The organism is Umezawaea sp., assembly GCF_057122925.1.
The window spans coordinates 17564-34707 of record NZ_DBNGPQ010000192.1 but is presented as its reverse complement, the minus strand read 5'-3'; the positions used below and the strand labels follow the sequence as shown (position 1 = coordinate 34707).

Sequence of the window (17144 nt, the reverse complement as noted above, 5' to 3'; positions counted from 1 at the left end):
TCAGACCAGGTCGAAGCGGTCGAGGTTCATGACCTTCGTCCAGGCCGCCACGAAGTCGCGGACGAACTTCTCCTTCGAGTCGTCGCTCGCGTAGACCTCGGCGACGGCGCGGAGCTCGGAGTTCGAGCCGAACACGAGGTCGGCGCGGCTACCGGTCCACCGGACCTCGCCGGTGGTGCGGTCGCGGCCCTCGAAGGTCTCCGCGTCCTCCGACGTCGCCTTCCACTCGACGTCCATGTCGAGCAGGTTGGCGAAGAAGTCGTTGGTCAGCGACCCCGGCGTCGTGGTGAGGACACCCAGCTGGGACTGCTGGTGGTTCGCGTTCAGGACGCGCAGGCCACCGATGAGGACCGTCAGCTCGGGCGCGGTCAGCGTGAGCAGGTTCGCGCGGTCGATGAGCAGGTACTCCGACGGGAGCCGGTGGCCCTTGCCGCGGTAGTTGCGGAACCCGTCGACGGTCGGCTCCAGGGGCGCGAACGACTCGGCGTCGGTCTGCTCCTGCGTGGCGTCGGTGCGGCCGGGCGTGAAGGGCACCTGGACCTCGTGGCCCGCGATCTTCGCCGCCCGCTCCACGGCGGCGGTGCCGCCGAGCACGATGAGGTCGGCCAGCGAGACCTTCTTGCCACCGGTCTGGGCGCTGTTGAACGACTCCTGGACGCTCTCCAGGGTGCGCAGCACCTGGGCGAGCGCGTCGGGCTCGTTGACCTCCCAGTTCCGCTGCGGCTCCAGGCGGATGCGGGCGCCGTTCGCGCCGCCGCGCTTGTCGCTGCCGCGGAACGTCGAGGCCGACGCCCACGCGGTCGAGACGAGCTGCGAGGTCGTCAGGCCGGAGTCGAGGATCTTCGCCTTGAGGGCGGCGATGTCGTCCGCGTCGACGAGCTGGTGGTCCACGGCCGGAACCGGGTCCTGCCAGATGAGCGTCTCCTGCGGGACCAGCGGGCCGAGGTAGCGCTGGATCGGGCCCATGTCGCGGTGCGTCAGCTTGAACCAGGCCCTGGCGAACGCGTCCGCGAACTGGTCGGGGTTCTGGTGGAAGCGGCGCGAGATCTGCTCGTAGACCGGGTCGACCCGCAGCGCGAGGTCGGTCGTCAGCATCGTCGGCGGCCTGTTCAGCGAGCCGTCCTCGGGGTCGGGGATCGTGTTCGCCCCGGCACCGTCCTTCGCCACCCACTGGTGGGCACCCGCGGGGCTCTTGGACAGCTCCCACTCGTAGCCGAACAGGTTGTCGAAGAAGCCGTTGCCCCACCGGGTCGGCGTCGCGGTCCAGGTGACCTCCAGACCGCTGGTGATGGCGTCCCGGCCCTTGCCGCTGCCGAACGTGTTCTTCCAGCCCAGGCCCTGCTCCTCGATGGAGGCGCCCTCGGGCTCGGGGCCCACGTACTGGTCCGGGTCGGCCGCGCCGTGCGTCTTGCCGAACGTGTGGCCGCCCGCGATCAGCGCGACGGTCTCCTCGTCGTTCATCGCCATGCGCCCGAAGGTCTCGCGGATGTCGCGGGCCGAGGCCAGCGGGTCCGGGTTCGCGTTGGGGCCCTCGGGGTTGACGTAGATGAGTCCCATCTGGACCGCGGCCAGCGGGCGCTCCAGCTCCCGGTCACCGGTGTAGCGCTCGTCGCCGAGCCAGGTGCGCTCCGGGCCCCAGTACACGTCCTCGTCGGGCTCCCACACGTCCGCGCGGCCACCGGCGAAGCCGAAGGTCTTGAAGCCCATCGTCTCCAGGGCGCGGTTGCCCGTGAAGATCATCAGGTCGGCCCACGAGATCGTGCGGCCGTACTTCTTCTTCACCGGCCACAGCAGCCTGCGCGCCTTGTCCAGGTTGCCGTTGTCCGGCCAGCTGTTCAGCGGCGCGAAGCGCTGCATGCCCGCACCGGCGCCACCGCGCCCGTCCTCGACGCGGTAGGTGCCCGCGCTGTGCCACGCCATCCGGATCATGAACGGCCCGTAGTGGCCGAAGTCGGCGGGCCACCACTCCTTCGACGACGTCAGCACCTCGTCGACGTCGCGCGCCAGGGCGTCGAGGTCGAGCGTGGCGAACGCGGCGGCGTAGTCGAAGTCCCCACCCATGGGGTCGGACGCGGCCGAGTGCTTGCGGAGGATGGACAGGTTGAGCTGGTTGGGCCACCAGCTCCGGTTGCTCCCACCCTCGGTGGGGTGGTTGAGACGACCCACGGAGACCGGGCACCCACCCGCGCTCTCCTCGTTCATCTCTCCAACGACGGCGTCAGGACTGTCAGACACGGGAATCTCCAAGATCAAAAGTAACTATCCGGCAGTGGTGGTGCACACGGGGCACAGGCCCCAGTAGACGACCTCGGCCTCCTCGACCAGGAAGCCGTGGTCGTCGGAAGCGGTCAGGCAGGGAGCCTCGCCGACCGCGCAGTCGACGTCGGCGATGGCACCGCACGACCGGCACACGACGTGGTGGTGGTTGTCCCCGACCCGCGCCTCGTAACGCGCCACGGAGCCCTGCGGCTCGATCCGCCGCACCAGCCCCGCAGTGGTCAAGGCTCGCAAAACGTCGTAAACAGCCTGGTGGGACACCCCGCCGAGTCCTTCACGAACGATACCGATGATCGTTTCCGTGTCGGCGTGCGGGTGCGAGTGCACAGCCGACAACACCGCGACCCGAGGCCGGGTGACGCGCAGGGAGACCCCTCGCAGCGCGCGTTCGAGGTCGGATGGCGGTGGCACGCCAGCAGTGTGCACTGCTTTCTGGAATCAATCAAGAATGACCACTCACGGCGACTCGCGCCACCACGAGGGTGCCACGGGGAGAAGGCCGACCTCACACCCGGTTCAACCCGGCCCGCCCGTCCTCGATGAGGAACGACCCCTTGGTGCTGACCCCGGCCCCCGGGGAGGACACGAAACCCACCCCCCGAAAATCCACCCGAAACCCGTCCACCCCAACCCGCCCGACCACGTACCCCCGCCGGTTGTTGAAGAACTTCACGTGGGGGTTCTCCGCCAGCCACTCCGGCGTCTCCGGGTAGTCCTCGGACCCGTCCCCGCCCGACGTGATCGAACTGCCGGCGATCTCGGTCGCCACCGTCCGAGACCCAGGATCATCCCACCGCTCCTTGACGTCCACCCCCCAGGAGGCGTGGACGTCCCCCGTCAGCACCACCGCGTTCCGCACGGCCGAGAACCCGGCCACCACCCGGTCCCGATCAGCCGCGTACCCGTCCCAGGCGTCCAGGTTCGTCTCCCGCACCGGCCCGCTCGCGTGGTCGTACTGCGAGAAGAACACCTGCTGCCCCACCACGTCCCACCGCGCCGAGGACCCCCGGAACCCGTCCAACAGCCAGGCCTCCTGCTCGGCCCCCAGCATCGACCGGCCCACGTCCAACCGCTCGTCGCACGGCTTGATCCCGTCCCCGCAGGCCTGGTCGTCCCGGTACTGCCGGGTGTCGAGCATGTGGAACGTCGCCAACCGCCCCCACACCACCCGCCGGTACAGCCGCAGGTCCGCCCCGCGGGGCGCCGTCCGGATCGGCATGTTCTCGTAGTACGCCTGAGAAGCCGCCCGCCGCCGAGCCGGGAAGTCCGGCTGCGGCTTCTCCGGCTTGGAGTGCACCTCCCCGGCCCAGTTGTCGTCGACCTCGTGGTCGTCCCACACGACCGACCACGGCGCGACCGCGTGGGCGGCCTGGAGGTCCGCGTCCGACTTGTACTGCGCGTAGCGCTGCCGGTAGTTGGCCAGCGTCACCGTCCGCGGCCCCTCCACCCCCCGGACGTTGCCGTTGGGCGCCACGTGCACCCCGGACTCGTACTCGTACTGGTAGTCGCCCAGGTGCAGCACCAGGTCCGGCTCGTCCTCGGCCAGCCGCCGGTAGGCGGTGAAGTACCCGTGCTCGTACTGCGCGCAGGACGCGAACGCCATGGTCAGCGGTGTGGTCAACGTCCCCGGTGCCGGCGTGGTCCTGGTCCGCCCGGTCCGGGACAGGTGACCGTCGGCGGCGAAGCGGTAGAAGTACTCCCGACCGGCCTCCAGCCCGCCGACGTCCACGTGGACGCTGTGCCCCAGCTCCGGCCTGGCCCACTCGACCCCGCGCCGCACGACCCGGCGGAACCGCTCGTCGTGCGCCAGCTCCCACGCGACCTCCACCGGCCGCGACGGCATCCCGCCCAGACCGTTCTCGGCCAGCGGCACGGGGGCCAGGCGGGTCCACAGGAGCACGCTGTCGTGCGTCGGGTCGCCCGAGGCGACGCCCAGCGTGAACGGGTCCACCAGGCGCGCCGACCCGGCGCCGAACGCGGTCAGGGCCAGTCCGCCTGCCAGCAGGGTGCGCCGCGTCACGGGGGTCATGCACTCAATACGGCTCAACCGGCTCGGCGGTTCGGTCGGGGCGGTGTGAACTGAACCGCCACGGGCGACCGCGGCCTCGTTGTACGGTGTGCGACCACCGAACAGCGTCGATCTTCTTGGGGTGAGTTGCGTGGTCGACCGGCAGGAGCGGTTGCAGGGCATGATGAAGTCCTTCCAGGAGCAGGCGGCCAAGGCCGCCGAGCTCCAGCAGGTCATGAAGGACCTGCGGGGGACCGGGAGGAACCGGGACGGATCGGTCACCGTGACCACCGCCCCGTCGGGCGCGGTGCTGGGGCTCCAGCTGCTGCCCGGCGCGATGGACCGGTCGCACGTGGCGTTGCAGCAGGAGATCCTCGACGCGATCCGGACGGCCACGCAGAACGCCGCGCAGCAGCTCGACGCGGCCGTCTCGCCGATCCTGGGCGACCGGCTCGCGGAGTTCAAGCAGGGCATGGCCGCGTCCGGGGTGGAGCCGATGATGCCGTCGGCCGCCCCCGCCGCGCCCGCGCCGTCGCAGGGGAACCGTCCGCCGAGGACGGACGTCGGAGACGAGGAACCACCGAACTCGTTCTTGCGCTAGGGGGATGTGCGTGACTTTCCAGGTGATGCCGGAGGCGTTGACGGCCTTCGCGAGGGGCAGCGACAGCCTGGCCGAGAAGTTCGGCGCGCTCGCGGGCCTGCTGGAGCAGGCCAGGGTGGACGACCAGTGCTTCGGGCCCATCGGTGACGCGGTAGGCCTGAGCAGCGGGTACTTCTCCAGCCTCGACGAGTGCCGCACGCTCGCCGAGGACGCGAAGGACTTCCTCAAGCAGACCGGCGAGCAGCTCGACGCCAGCTTCGAGGTCTACCGCGGGATCGACGTCGGCGTGTCGCAGGCGTTCGGCCGGATCGGCGGGACGCGGTGAGCGCCCCCGGCACGTTCGCCGACCTCAACGGCGGCGACCAGAAGAACTGGTTCGAGCAGGCCGCGGGCCGCGGCAGCTCCGGCGTCGGCGCGTTGCAGGACCTCGCCGACGCCACGAGCGCGCCGCAGATGACCGCGGCGGCGGTCTCGGGCCGGATGGAGCTGCTCCAGACGCTCGCCAGCCCCGGACAGGCCCTGATGGACAACGGGCTCGGCTTCCTGGTGTCGATCGTGATGAGCCCGCTGATCGAACTCGCGGAGTGGGCGATCGGCGACCCCGAGCAGATGCGCGCGACCGGTCAGGGCTGGGAGGAGGTCGCCCAGTGGCTCGACGGGGTCGCGGAGTCCGAGGCCAAGCGCGGAGAGGCCACGGCCGGGCTGTGGGTCGGCGCGGCGGGTGACGCGTTCCGCAACCAGGTCAGCGAGTTCAGCGGCGGCGTGTCCGCGCTGGCCGAGGACGTCCGGGGCCTGAAGCAGACCCTCGACATGATCGCCGAGCTGTTCGACGTGTTCGTCGAGTTCGTGATCCAGATCCTCACCGAGCTGATCATCGGCCTGATCGTGCAGTGGCTCGCGGCGCTGGCCGCGTCGTGGATCACGGCGGGCGGCTCGGTCGCCGCGGCGGGCGCGACGACGACGGTGCAGGTCGGCAGCACGGGCATGCGGATCACCATGCGGGTGAGCAAGCTCCAGATGGAGCTGTTCAAGCTGGTGCAGAAGCTGGAGAAGCTGCTGGAGCGCGTCGTCCGAGGCCCGCTGCGCCAGGTCATCCAGCGGATGAACACCCTGCGCGGCGGCAACATGGCGCAGCAGTTCGCGGGCAGGCAGCTCGGCGCGAACCCGCTGGTCAACATCGTGACCAGGGCGGACGGCACCACGCTCGCCTCGACCACCGCGAACCGGTTCATGCAGGGCGTGACGGGGGAGGGCGCGCTCGCGGGCAACATCGCCCAGACCGTCCTGACCGGCGCGCTCGGCGGGCAGACCAGGGTCGGTGGCGCGGTCTTCAGCGCGGGCGTCGACACCGCCGTGGACGGCGGGATCAAGTTCGGTGCGCAGGCGGCGGACCACGCCGCGCGCAACGCACCGTCCGAAGAGGAGCGCCGAGCGGCGCAGGATCGCGGGTTCGACTGGTGACGCCCAAGCTCGACGGTGTCCTCGCGCTGCGGACGTCCTGGTGCCGACCGGACGAGGACGTGCTGCTGTGCGCGCCGAGCAGCCGCGCGGGCATCGGCTTCGACGTCGCGGGCCTGGACTGGTGGGGGCGTCCGGAACGCGGACTCGGCGGCAGGGCGCTGAGGGCACTGGGAACGGCGACCGCGGCGGTGGCGGCGGGCGGTCCCCGCGACCAGGGGCAGTCACCGCCGTCGCTCGTCGTGTTCGGCTCCGCGCCTGCGTTCGCGGACCTCCCCGACACCGCGGCGCTGTGGTGCGTGCTGACCCCGAGGCGGCTGGGCTGGGTGCGCACCGTCGAGGAGCCGGTCGAACCCGAGGCGGAGGTTTCGTTCCTCGCCCAGGTGAGGGGTTTCGCCAAGAACGCGCGGGACTCGTTGGCGGGCAAGAGCCCGTACCCGGCGCACCGTCCGATCGAGACGGTCGACGTCGCGCCGGTCGCGGAGGTGCCGCGCGGGATGATCGCGTCGGTCACGACCGCGGAGCGCACCCTCCCGTACGACTGCGCGACGCGGACCGTGCACGTCCTGCGCGTCGCCCTGGCCGACGGGTCGGGTGTGGAGTTCGTCGGCGGGCCCGCACCGGAGCACGCGCGGCGGTTGCTCGACATGGCCACCGGGCAGAGGTGAGGGGCACGTGCCGAAGAGCAGGACCAAGCTGGCCGAGATCGCCCAGAAGCACTGGTGCGCCACCGGTGAGCAGATCGTCTGGGCCGTCAACGCCGGGGGGCACGTCGGGTCCGCCGCCGGTGTCCCGCACCGGCCTGCCGGCCAGGTGCCCGCCGCCGCGGTGCCCGAACCGGACTGGCCGCTGCCGACGGAGGCCGTGAGCACCGGCCGGTTCCGCCGGGACGAGTGGGTGCACGACCCCGCGGTGTGGGGCTGGGCCACGGGTCCCGCGACCGCCGCCGCCTGGGCCGATCTCTTCGCGGTCGGCCGCGACGAGTGCTGGCTCCTGCTGAGCAACCGACGCCTGGCGCTGGTCGTCGAGGGAACGCTCACCGCGCCCGCGCCGACCGGCGGACTGCTGGGCCGCGTGCGAACCCTCGGCCAGGACCGCGACGCGCCCCCGCTCGTCACGTGGTGGGAGTCCCCGGTGACCGCGCGGTTCCGCGCCGTGCCGCTGGGCAGGCGGGTCGAGCCGGAGTGGTTCGTGCGCGTGGAGTTCACCGACGGCTCGACCTTCGACTTCCGCGACGCCAACGCCGAGCAGTCGGTCGTCACGGCCTACGCCAATCTCTGACACCGCGGACGGGAACGGGGAGGGCACCGATGACGGTGGAGACCGAGACCACGATCAGGAGGGTCTTGGAACGGGCGTGCCCCGAGGTGCGCGTCGAGGTGGTGCGCCCGCTCGACGCGGGGTACACGAGCGACCAGTGGGTCGCCGACACGGACCAGGGGAGGCTGCTGGTCAAGGTGCCGTTGCGGAACCGCGACCCCGAGCACTTCCGGCGGCTGGTCGCCACCACGCGGGTCGCCGCCGAGCACGGCGTCCCCGTGGTGCGGTACCGGCGGCTGGTGGAGCACGACCCGGCCGTCGGCGGACCCGTGCTCGTCCAGGAGTTCCAGGAGGGTGACGCGGCGGGGGACGTGTGGGAGTCGCTCGACGAGGAGCGGCGGAAGGTGCTGTGCCGGGACCTCGGTGACGTCGTCGGGCGGGTGCACCGCATCGAGGGGTCGACGTTCGGCGAGAGCGGGGCGGCGACGTTGCGGGAGGCGGTCGAGGCCGAGGTGGAGTCGCTGCTCGGCGGGACCGACGCGTTCGGCGACGGCAGGGCCGTGCGGACCGCGACAGCGGCGGCGGTGGCACGGCTGGACAGCACGGCGAGCGTTCCGTCGCTGGTGCACGGCGACCTGTGGCTGCCGAACATCCTGGTGCGCGACGGGCGGATCACCTGCGTCCTCGACTTCGAGCACGCCGGGTACGCGGACCGGTTCCGCGACTTCGGCAAGCTCGACGAGCACCTCTTCGACGCGTTCCCGGCGGGCCGAGGGGTCTTCCTCGACGCCTACGCCGCCGCGTGCCCGCTACCGGACGACTGGGATCGGCGCGTCGACCTCGCCCACGTGCTGCACGCGCTGTCCATGCACGTCTACTTCCTGCGCTGGACCCCGAGGTGGGCGCCGCAGTACGCCGAGCAGGTCGAGGCCTGGCTCACCCGCAACGGCTAGTCCGACGCCCGTGAGCGGGACGCGCGCCACATGGTGTGCTCCCGGCTCACCACCTGCTCCGCGTCGGCGACCTCCGCCGACCACTCCGCCTCCTCCTCGACGCCGTCGAGGCGGGCGCGGGTGATGGCCAGTTCCGCGGCGGCGAACGAGTAGGCGCGGGCGAGCGTGGAGTGCTGCTTGAGGTTCGTCCACGCCAGCCCGGCCGCGACGACCGTCGCGACGACGCCCGCGAGGGTCAGGTCGACGAGCCCGAACGCCTTCGCCAGCGCCGCGGCGATGCCCAGCACCTCGACGACGACCAGCGCGATCCGGTACCGGCTCGCGCGCCCGTCGTTGAACGCGGCCTTGCCCGAGTACCACCGCTGCTGGTCGGCGATCCGGGACTCCAGGTAGACGGCCTTGCGGGTGGCCAGGTCGCTCGCCCTGATCGCCGACATCCGCTCGGTGACCACCGGCCGGTCCGACGCGGGCACGGCCGTCGTCGGGGCGTCGTCGAGCAGGCGCGACACCTGGTCGGTGAACCGCCGTTCGACGGCGGCCTCGTCGGTGCCCTTCGGGAACGGCGCGGCGCCGACGCTGAAGCGCCACGCGAGGCTCTTGGCGGACTCCGCGAGCGCCCGCCCGTCGTACCAGCGGTCCTCCGGCCTGCTGGAGCCCACCGCGAGTTGGAGCAGCAGGAGGGCGGCCAGGGCGACGGCGGTGCCGATCGCGGCCAGGTCCACGCCCGCGGTGCCGACCTCCCAGGAGGAGATCCCGGTGGCCGCGGCGACGACCGCGAGGACGAGGCTGAGCCTGACGGTGCGCCCGTACTCCTCCTGCCCCCGCAGCGACGTCCTGTCGGCCGAGTCGAACAACCCCGGCAGGTGGGCGTCTTCCAGGCCTTCGACCGGTGTGGCCATGCGCGCGCCTTCCTGACGGGACGTCGCTGGGAACTCGGTCGGGATCCTAACGGGCCGGATCTTGACCGGGCTGCGCGTTCCACCGCCACACCAGCGGCGGACGGCCGCCCTTCGGCAGGGCGGCGGCGTGCTGGGTGGTGCGTTCCAGACCGGGGACGCGGTCCATCGTGCGGCCGAGGTTGGCGGGGTAGGGGCGGTCGCCGGTGAGGGACTCGGTGACGTCGAGCGCCTGCGCGGTGGTGAACTCGGGCCCGAGCAGACCGGCGGTGAACGCCGTGTCGCGCCACAGCTTGTCGGCCAGCAGGGGACGGCAGTCGGCGATGATCCGGTTGTGGTCGAACGCCAGCGGCGGCACGGAGTCCAGCGGCGTCCAGGTGGCGGTGCCCACGTCGAGGCGGGCGGGGTCGACCGCGGCCCACAGGGCGATCGACAGGGTCGGCCCGCGGGGGTCGCGGGACGGTTCGTCGAACATGGCGAGCTGGCCCGTCGCCGTGACGGCCCGGTCGGGTACGCCCAGCTTGCCGGTGACGGCCCGTCTGGACGCGTCGCGCAAGCGTTCGCCCTTGCCCAGCAGCACACCCGGCAGCGCCAGGTCCCCCGCGAACGGGGCCAGCGCGCGCGGTGCTACCCCCAGCAGCACCGCGCGCGCATCCGGGTCGAAGCGCAGCACGACCACGTCCACCGAGACCAGCGTCGACTCGATCATGGTGGGATTCTCCCGCACCTCAGCGGCGGGCCGGGGCCCGCACGGCGTAGTCCGCCCGGTCGGCGCCCGAGCCGGTGACGAGCACCGGCACCCCGAGCAGGTCCCCCAGGAACCCCACCGGATCGGCCAGCGGCTCCAGGACCGGCTCGCAGCCCGCCACGAACCCCGTCAGGTCCGGGCGGGGCAGCAGCTCCGTGACGCTGCCCGCGCCGGTCCGGTAGGAGGTGGCGGCCAGCAGGTCCCGCGCGTCCAGGTGCGTCACGGCCAGGCCGTCGACGCCGCCGCACGCGGCCACGGCGTACCGCAGCAGCACGGCGTCCAGGTGCCCGGCCCGCCACGCGCCCTGGTACTCGCCGGCGCCGTTGTGGCGCTCGGTGAAGCGGTCCAGGACACCGCGGTCCTCGGTCGGCAGCGGACCCGCGCCGTGCCGCGTCTGGTAGGTCCGCGTCACGCCCAGCACCCGCGCGTCCCGGCCGCCGAGCAGCGCGCGGGCGTTGCGCGGCGTGACGGTGGACCACGTCGTGTGCGGGTGGAAGCCGTGCGTCTCGTCGAGGAGCACCCCCTGCGCCCCCTCGAAGACCAGCCGTCCGGCGTCGGCGAGCCGACCCGCCTCGTCACCGGTCGTGATCCGCACGGCCTCCGCGAACGCCCGGTAGAGCGCCACCAGGTCGTCCACCCGGATGCCGTCCCCGACCAGCGGCTCGTAGCACCGGGCGAGCACGTCGAGCTTGCGCCGCAGCGCCACCGGGTTCGCGCAGTCGCCGACCGTCGGTGCCGGGCCGGGCACGCCCGGCACCTCCTGGCCCTCCACCACGTCGCCCGGCCCGGCCCCCCGCTCGGCGAGCAGCGCGTACCACGCCGTCTCGCCGATGCCCTTGCCGCACGACCCGTGCCGGTCCGCGCCCCTGGCGTCCTCCCTCGCCCGGTTCGCGGCCACGTGGAACGGGGTCGTGAGCAGGGCGCAGGCATCGACCGACACCAGCCCCAGCGGGTCGGCGACGCCGAGCGCCGCCAGCTCCCGCGACTCCGCCGCCAGCGCGATCGGCTCCACCAGCACGTGGCGGGACAGCCAGGTCGGCACACCCGCGAGCGTGCCGGACCCGAACTGGCTGAACGTGTGGTGCCGGTCGCCGACGACGACGTTGTGCGCCGCCTGCGCGCCCCCGTTGAACCGCACCACCGCCGACACCGAGCCGTCCGCGCACAGCGCGTCGACCACCGCTCCCTTGCCCTCGTCGCCGAACCCCAACCCGACGACGACCACGTGCTCCCCGGTGCTCACGTCAGCTCAGAGCCACGTCGTCGGGGCCGTCGATGCCCAGCGGGGCCGCCGACCTCGTCAGCGACCTCGCGTTCGCGCCGACCGCGACCAGCGCCTTGCCGACCGCCTGGCTCTCGGCGACCGAGCCGATCTCGGCCAGGTCCACCAGCGCCTGGTCCAGGTCGACCACGCGCTCCTCCACGCCGATCGTCGCCGCGATCAGCTCGCACACCGCGCCGGGGTCGTCCAGCTTGAGGAAGTTCTGGCCGAGGATCTGGCGCCAGTGCTCGCCGATGGCGTCGTCGTTGTAGTACGACGACTGGTTGGGCAGGATGAAGTACACGTTCCACTTGCGGGCCAGCTCCCGGTACACCGACACGGGGTCGATGTCCTGGGCGATGTCGTCGCCGATGATCCGGCGGATGTGGCGGGCCTCCAGCCGGGGCTTGTTCAGCTCGTCGCCGATGAGGAACAGGTAGCCCTTGCGTCCGCGCTTCTGCCACGCGTCGGTCACCACGTGCCGGGCCACGAAGTACGCGGCCAGCTCGTAGGACTCGCTCTTCTGCCCGCCGCCGTTGCCCTCCAGGAAGATGTCGCGGAGCTGCTCGTCCATCCGGTTGTCCGACTCGAACTGGCCGACCTGGAGCGGCACGCGGTCGCTGTCGGCGTCACCGATCCCGCCGAACATCAGCTGCGGGTCGGCGAGGTAGCCCTTGCGCTGCAACAGGCCGTGGAGCTTGCCGAGCTTGCCCTGCATGATCTTCGGCACGCTGCCCATCGAGCCGGTCACGTCGAACAGCACCGCGATCGGCGTCGAGTCGGCGTGGTCGGGTGAGTCGCGGCACTCGCGGGCCACCACGCCCAGCGGGTCCATCGAGGGGGCGGCCTTCCAGCTCGACGAGGGCTTGCCCTTCGTCGCCGCGGTGTAGCCGAAGTCGGCGATCCCCTTCGCCGCGCGGAAGGTCTTGGCCGCCGCGTAGGCGTTGTCGTCCCACCTGCCGTGTCCCATGGTCATGCTCCTGTCGTGTCGGGGAGGGCGAACGGGCGGAAGACCCGCTCGCCGTAGAGGTCGTCGAGCAGCTCGTCGTACTCGTCCAGCAGGTCGACGGCGTCCGGCCGTCGGGACGGGAGGTCCTGGGTGCACCCGCGGGCGAAGGTGATCTGCCGCTTCTCGTTCGGTGCCAGCAGGTCCAGCATCAGCGTGTGTGCCATGTGGACGTCGGTGGCGGTCGTGACCGGTTCGTTCGCGAGAACTTCCGGCGGGTAGGAGATGGTCTTGCTGGTCGCGAGGAGCCGCTGGCCGCTCTCGACGGCGAACGACCACCCGGCCAGCACGATCCCGTGCTTCTCGGGGTGCACCAGCACGTTCTCGGCGGTCACGGCCCCGTGCACCAGGCCGATCCGGTGCGCGCCCGCCAACGCCCTGAGCAGCCTGCGGTGCATCCACGCGTAGTCGCGCCCGTCCAGGCCGCGAGGGAACGCGCGTCGCACGTCGGCGAGCGTCACGAACCCGTCGACGAGCGGGTCGAGCACCGTGAAGGCCCGCTCGCCCCGGCCGACGTCGCCGGAGGTGTCGAGCAGCCGCGGGTAGTAGGGCTGGAGCCAGCGGTGCCGGTTGGTGAACCGCTCCAACGCCCGCAGCGCGTCCCACTCGCCGTGCAGCAGCGGGTTCAGCGCCGGGTTGCGCACCACCTTGACCACGTGCGGGCCGTCGGTCTCGTAGACGTTGGCCACGCTGCCGACGGCGAACGGTTCGCCGATCCGGTAGGTGCCCGTCGCGGTGCGCAGTTCGACGGTCGTGCCGTGCGTCCACTCGTGGTGCATCCTGGTCAGTTCCGCGGAGGCCGCGTGCGCCCGCGCGTCCCCCGCGCCGGTCACGTCCGGGTGCAGGACGGAGGCCAGCGCCCGGTACAGCCGCTTGGCCTCCCCGCGCCGCGCCGGATCGGTGGTGGGAGGCCCGAAGAGGTCGGCCGCTGATCCGGCCCGCTCCACTCGGTCTAGTGCCTCTGCCCTGGTGAACATAGTTTGAGTCTATGTAACTCAAACCGGGGGCGCAACTGTTTTCGGTCGATGTGACCCACGCCGCTGATCGTCCGAGAACGACGAAGGCGCCCTACCCGGAGCGGGTGGGGCGCCTTCGGACGGTCGGGACCTAGCGTTCGATCAGGACACCCGGCAGCGTCTTGAGGTCACCGAAGAAGGACGGCGTGGTGGCCACGCGGAAGTTGTCCACCACGTACAGCTCCTTCGTCCTGTCCCGACGCTGCACGTTGAGGTGCACCGGCACGTCGCCCGTGTGCGAGGCGAGCGTCTGCTTCAGCTCCTCGACCAGTTCCGGCGTCAGGGTCTTGGTGCTCAGGCCCAGGACGATCGGCGGGGCCACGCCGGGGTTGTTCTCGGCGTCGGAGATGTCCAGCGGCACGACGTCGCTGCCGAAGATGGACATCTTGTCCTCGCGCCAGTTGACGCGGCCCTTCACGCACACCGCCGAGTCGAGTTCCAGGTCGCCGTAGAGGACCGAGTACGACTTCGGGAAGAACAGGACCTCCACGGCCGCGTCGAGGTCCTCGATGGTGACGATCGCCCACGGCTCGCCGTTCTTGTTGACCCGGCGCTCCATCGCGGAGATCATCCCGGAGACGATCAGCTCGCCCTCCTTGGGCGGGTCGTCCAGCACGACGGCGATCGGGCGCGGCGCGTACTTGCGCAGGATCCGCTCGGTGCCGTCCAGCGGGTGGGCCGAGACGTACAGGCCCAGCATCTCCTTCTCCAGGGAGAGCATCTGCTTGCGCGGCCACTCCTCGGTGCCGATCTTCAGGTGCGCCAGCGCCGAGCTGTCGTCGTCCTTCTCGCCGTCGTCGTCACCACCGCCGAAGAGGTCGAACTGGCCGTCCGCCTCCTTGCGCTTGATCGGGACGACGATGTCGACCGCGTCCTCGTGCACCTGGATCAGCGACAGGCGCGTGTGGTCGAACGAGTCGAACGCGCCCGCCTTGATCAGCGACTCGATGACCCTCTTGTTGCACACCACCAGTTCGGACTTGTCCATGAAGTCCGTGAACGACGTGTAGGAGCCGCGCTTCTGCCTCGTGGCGACGATCGAGTCGACCACGTTCGCGCCGACGTTGCGGATGGCGCCCAGGCCGAAGCGGATGTCCGTGCCGACCGCACCGAAGCGCAGCGCGGACTCGTTGACGTCCGGCGGCAGCACCTGGATGCCCAGGCGACGGCACTCGGCGAGGTAGACGGCCGACTTGTCCTTGTTGTCCGCCACTGAGGTGAGCAGCGCGGCCATGTACTCCGCGCGGAAGTTCGCCTTGAGGTAGGCGGTCCAGTACGAGATCAGGCCGTACGCGGCGGCGTGCGACTTGTTGAACGCGTAGCCCGCGAACGGGAGGATCGTGTCCCACAGGGCCTTGATGGCCTCGTCGGAGAACTTCAGCTCGTGGTTCCGCATGCCGTCGCGGAAGCCCTCGAACTCCTTGGCCAGCACCTCGGCCTTCTTCTTGCCCATCGCCTTGCGGAGCACGTCCGCGCGGCCCATCGAGTAGTTCGCGACCTTCTGGGCGATGAACATGATCTGTTCCTGGTAGACGATCAGACCGTAGGTCTCGCCCAGGATGTCCTTCAGGGGCTCCGCCAGCTCCGGGTGGATCGGCGTCACCTCCTGCCGCCCGTTCTTGCGGTCCGCGTAGTCGTTGTGCGCGTTCATGCCCATCGGACCGGGGCGGTACAGCGCGCCGACCGCGACGATGTCCTCGAACGACGTCGGCTGCATCCGGCGCAGCAGGTCGCGCATGGGCCCGCCGTCCAGCTGGAACACGCCGAGCGTGTCACCGCGGCTGAGCAGCGCGTAGGTCTCGGGGTCGTCCAGCGGCAGGTTGTCGAAGTCCGGGATCGTCTCCTTGCCGCGGTTCGCCTCGATGTTGTCGATGGCGTCGCCCATGACCGTCAGGTTGCGCAGGCCGAGGAAGTCCATCTTCAACAGGCCGATGTTCTCGCAGGACGGGTAGTCCCAGCCCGTGATGATCGAGCCGTCGTCGCGCATCCACAGCGGCACGGAGTCCGACAGCGGGTCGCGCGACATGATCACCGCGCAGGCGTGGACGCCCGCGTTGCGGATCAGGCCCTCCAGGCCGCGAGCCGTGTCGAAGATCGTCTTGACCTGCTCGTCGGTCTCGACCAGCGCCCTGACCTCGGCGGCCTCCCCGTAGCGGGGGTGGCTCTTGTCGACGATGCCGTAGAGCGGGATGTCCTTCGCCATGATCGGCGGCGGCAGCGCCTTGGAGATGCGGTCGGCGATGCCGAAGCCCGGCTGGCCGAAGTGCACGCGCGCCGAGTCCTTGAGCGCCGCCTTCGTCTTGATGGTGCCGAAGGTGATCACCTGGGCGACCCGGTCGTTGCCGTACTTGTCGGAGGCGTACCTGATCATCTCGCCCCGACGGCGGTCGTCGAAGTCGATGTCGATGTCGGGCATGGCCGTGCGCTCGGGGTTCAGGAACCGCTCGAACAGCAGACCGTGGGGGATCGGGTCGATGTTCGTGATGCCCATCGCGTACGCGACCAGCGCGCCCGCGGCGGAGCCACGGCCGGGACCGACGCGGATGCCGATGTCACGGGCGTGGCGGATGAGGTCGCCGACGATCAGGAAGTACGCCGGGAAGCCCTTGTCGATGATGACCTTGAGCTCGAACTCCGCGCGCTCGACGTAGCCGTCCGGGATGCCGTTCGGGAAGCGGCGGTGCAGCCCCTGCATGACCTCGTGGCGGAACCACGACTCCTGCGTCTCGCCCTCGGGGACGTCGAAGTTCGGGATGCGGTCGTGGTGGGCCCAGACGTCCTCGTACGACTCGACGCGCTCGGCGATGACCAGGGTCGAGTCCGTCGCGCCCGGCACCTCGGCGTCCCAGAGCTCGCGCATGTCCTGGGCCGACTTCAGGTAGTAGCCGTCGCCGTCGAACTTGAACCGCGCCGGGTCGGACAGCATCTTGCCGGACTGCACGCAGAGCAGCGCCTCGTGCGTGCTCGCCTGCTCCTTGGTCACGTAGTGGCTGTCGTTGGTCGCGAGCGGCGGGATGCCGAGCTTCTTGCCGATCATGAGCAGGCCCTCGCGGACCCGGCGCTCGATGCTCAGGCCGTGGTCCATGAGTTCGAGGTAGAAGTTCTCGGCGCCGAAGATGTCGCGGTAGTCGGAGGCCGCCTGGATCGCCTCGGCCTCGTGACCGAGCCGCAGCCGGGTCTGGACCTCGCCGGACGGGCAGCCGGTCGTCGCGATGATGCCCTCGGCGTGCTCGGCGATCAGCTCGCGGTCCATCCGGGGCTTGCGGTAGTAGCCCTCCATGCTGGCCCGCGTGTGCAGCTTGAACAGGTTCCGCAGGCCCGTCGCGTTGCCCGCGAGCATCGTCATGTGGGTGTACGCGCCCGCACCGGCGAGGTCGTCGCTGCGCTGGCCGGGGTCGCCCCAGAACACCGGCTTCTTGTGCAGGCGGTTGTGCGGCGCCACGTAGGCCTCGATGCCGATGATCGGCTTGATCCCGAACTTCGTGGCGGTCTGGTAGAACTCGTCGGCCCCGTACATGTTGCCGTGGTCCGTCATGCCCACCGCGGGCATGCCCAGCCGCTGAGCCTCCTCGAACAGCGGGGCCACCTTCGCCGCGCCGTCGAGCATCGAGTACTCGGTGTGGACGTGCAGGTGGACGAACGAATCGCCGGACACGGTGA

The 17144-nt window shown here is 71.2% G+C and carries 15 protein-coding genes; 6 read left to right on the top strand and 9 right to left on the bottom strand.

Going from position 1 to position 17144, the window contains the following annotated elements; genetic code table 11:
- From katG to AC156L_RS42620, 3 genes are all read right to left on the bottom strand, one after another.
- Positions 1–2235, bottom strand: coding sequence for a catalase/peroxidase HPI (katG, locus tag AC156L_RS42630; RefSeq protein WP_330877705.1), 2235 nt, complete (start codon positions 2233–2235; stop codon positions 1–3).
- 24 nt (positions 2236–2259) lie between these two features.
- Positions 2260–2688: a Fur family transcriptional regulator gene (locus AC156L_RS42625; protein ID WP_330877704.1), complete on the bottom strand. Its 429-nt coding sequence runs from the start codon at positions 2686–2688 to the stop codon at positions 2260–2262.
- A 94-nt stretch (positions 2689–2782) separates the two neighbouring features.
- The gene (locus tag AC156L_RS42620; protein ID WP_330877703.1) at positions 2783–4306 is read right to left on the bottom strand and encodes an alkaline phosphatase D family protein; all 1524 of its coding nucleotides are present in this window, start codon (positions 4304–4306) and stop codon (positions 2783–2785) included.
- 130 nt (positions 4307–4436) lie between these two features.
- Here AC156L_RS42620 and AC156L_RS42615 point away from each other — a divergent pair, with 130 nt between their 5' ends.
- Genes AC156L_RS42615 through AC156L_RS42590 form a run of 6 tightly spaced genes read left to right on the top strand, consistent with a single transcriptional unit; the run spans position 4437 to position 8557 of the window.
- Positions 4437–4886, top strand: a complete 450-nt coding sequence (locus tag AC156L_RS42615; protein ID WP_330877702.1) for a YbaB/EbfC family nucleoid-associated protein — start codon at positions 4437–4439, stop codon at positions 4884–4886.
- Between the two features lie 10 nt (positions 4887–4896).
- Positions 4897–5211, top strand: coding sequence for a hypothetical protein (locus tag AC156L_RS42610; protein ID WP_330877701.1), 315 nt, complete (start codon positions 4897–4899; stop codon positions 5209–5211).
- Entirely contained in the window at positions 5208–6347 is a 1140-nt protein-coding gene (locus AC156L_RS42605) for a WXG100 family type VII secretion target (RefSeq protein ID WP_330877700.1), read from the top strand. Before AC156L_RS42610 ends, AC156L_RS42605 begins: the two co-directional genes overlap by 4 nt.
- Positions 6344–7012, top strand: coding sequence for a hypothetical protein (locus tag AC156L_RS42600; RefSeq protein WP_330877699.1), 669 nt, complete (start codon positions 6344–6346; stop codon positions 7010–7012). Before AC156L_RS42605 ends, AC156L_RS42600 begins: the two co-directional genes overlap by 4 nt.
- A 7-nt stretch (positions 7013–7019) precedes the next feature.
- Positions 7020–7625, top strand: a complete 606-nt coding sequence (locus AC156L_RS42595; protein WP_330877698.1) for a hypothetical protein — start codon at positions 7020–7022, stop codon at positions 7623–7625.
- Between the two features lie 29 nt (positions 7626–7654).
- Positions 7655–8557, top strand: coding sequence for a phosphotransferase family protein (locus AC156L_RS42590; RefSeq protein WP_330877697.1), 903 nt, complete (start codon positions 7655–7657; stop codon positions 8555–8557).
- Here the strand turns inward: AC156L_RS42590 and AC156L_RS42585 are convergent.
- From AC156L_RS42585 to dnaE, 6 genes are all read right to left on the bottom strand, one after another.
- Positions 8554–9456 carry a DUF4231 domain-containing protein gene (locus AC156L_RS42585; protein WP_330877696.1) on the bottom strand — a complete coding sequence of 301 codons (903 nt, stop codon included), beginning with the start codon at positions 9454–9456 and terminating at the stop codon, positions 8554–8556. The genes AC156L_RS42590 and AC156L_RS42585 overlap by 4 nt on opposite strands.
- A gap of 46 nt (positions 9457–9502) precedes the next feature.
- Positions 9503–10162, bottom strand: coding sequence for an NUDIX hydrolase (locus AC156L_RS42580; RefSeq protein ID WP_484407858.1), 660 nt, complete (start codon positions 10160–10162; stop codon positions 9503–9505).
- A 19-nt stretch (positions 10163–10181) separates the two neighbouring features.
- The gene (locus AC156L_RS42575; RefSeq protein WP_330877694.1) at positions 10182–11444 is read right to left on the bottom strand and encodes an adenylosuccinate synthetase; all 1263 of its coding nucleotides are present in this window, start codon (positions 11442–11444) and stop codon (positions 10182–10184) included.
- 1 nt (position 11445) lies between these two features.
- On the bottom strand, positions 11446–12432 hold the full coding sequence (locus AC156L_RS42570; protein WP_330877692.1) for a hypothetical protein: 987 nt from the start codon (positions 12430–12432) through the stop codon (positions 11446–11448).
- A gap of 2 nt (positions 12433–12434) precedes the next feature.
- Positions 12435–13445, bottom strand: coding sequence for a protein kinase family protein (locus AC156L_RS42565; protein ID WP_330877691.1), 1011 nt, complete (start codon positions 13443–13445; stop codon positions 12435–12437).
- Between the two features lie 130 nt (positions 13446–13575).
- On the bottom strand, positions 13576–17139 hold the full coding sequence (gene dnaE, locus AC156L_RS42560) for a DNA polymerase III subunit alpha (RefSeq protein WP_330877690.1): 3564 nt from the start codon (positions 17137–17139) through the stop codon (positions 13576–13578).
- Positions 17140–17144: the final 5 nt, after the last annotated feature.

Bases quoted from the DNA above. Each gene is read 5' to 3' on its own strand.
- AC156L_RS42620 (WP_330877703.1), bottom strand. From the start codon at position 4,306: ATGACCCCCGTGACGCGGCGCACCCTGCTGGCAGGCGGACTGGCCCTG.
- AC156L_RS42590 (WP_330877697.1), top strand. From the start codon at position 7,655: ATGACGGTGGAGACCGAGACCACGATCAGGAGGGTCTTGGAACGGGCG.
- AC156L_RS42585 (WP_330877696.1), bottom strand. From the start codon at position 9,456: ATGGCCACACCGGTCGAAGGCCTGGAAGACGCCCACCTGCCGGGGTTG.
- AC156L_RS42580 (WP_484407858.1), bottom strand. From the start codon at position 10,162: ATGATCGAGTCGACGCTGGTCTCGGTGGACGTGGTCGTGCTGCGCTTC.
- AC156L_RS42570 (WP_330877692.1), bottom strand. From the start codon at position 12,432: ATGGGACACGGCAGGTGGGACGACAACGCCTACGCGGCGGCCAAGACC.
- AC156L_RS42565 (WP_330877691.1), bottom strand. From the start codon at position 13,445: ATGTTCACCAGGGCAGAGGCACTAGACCGAGTGGAGCGGGCCGGATCA.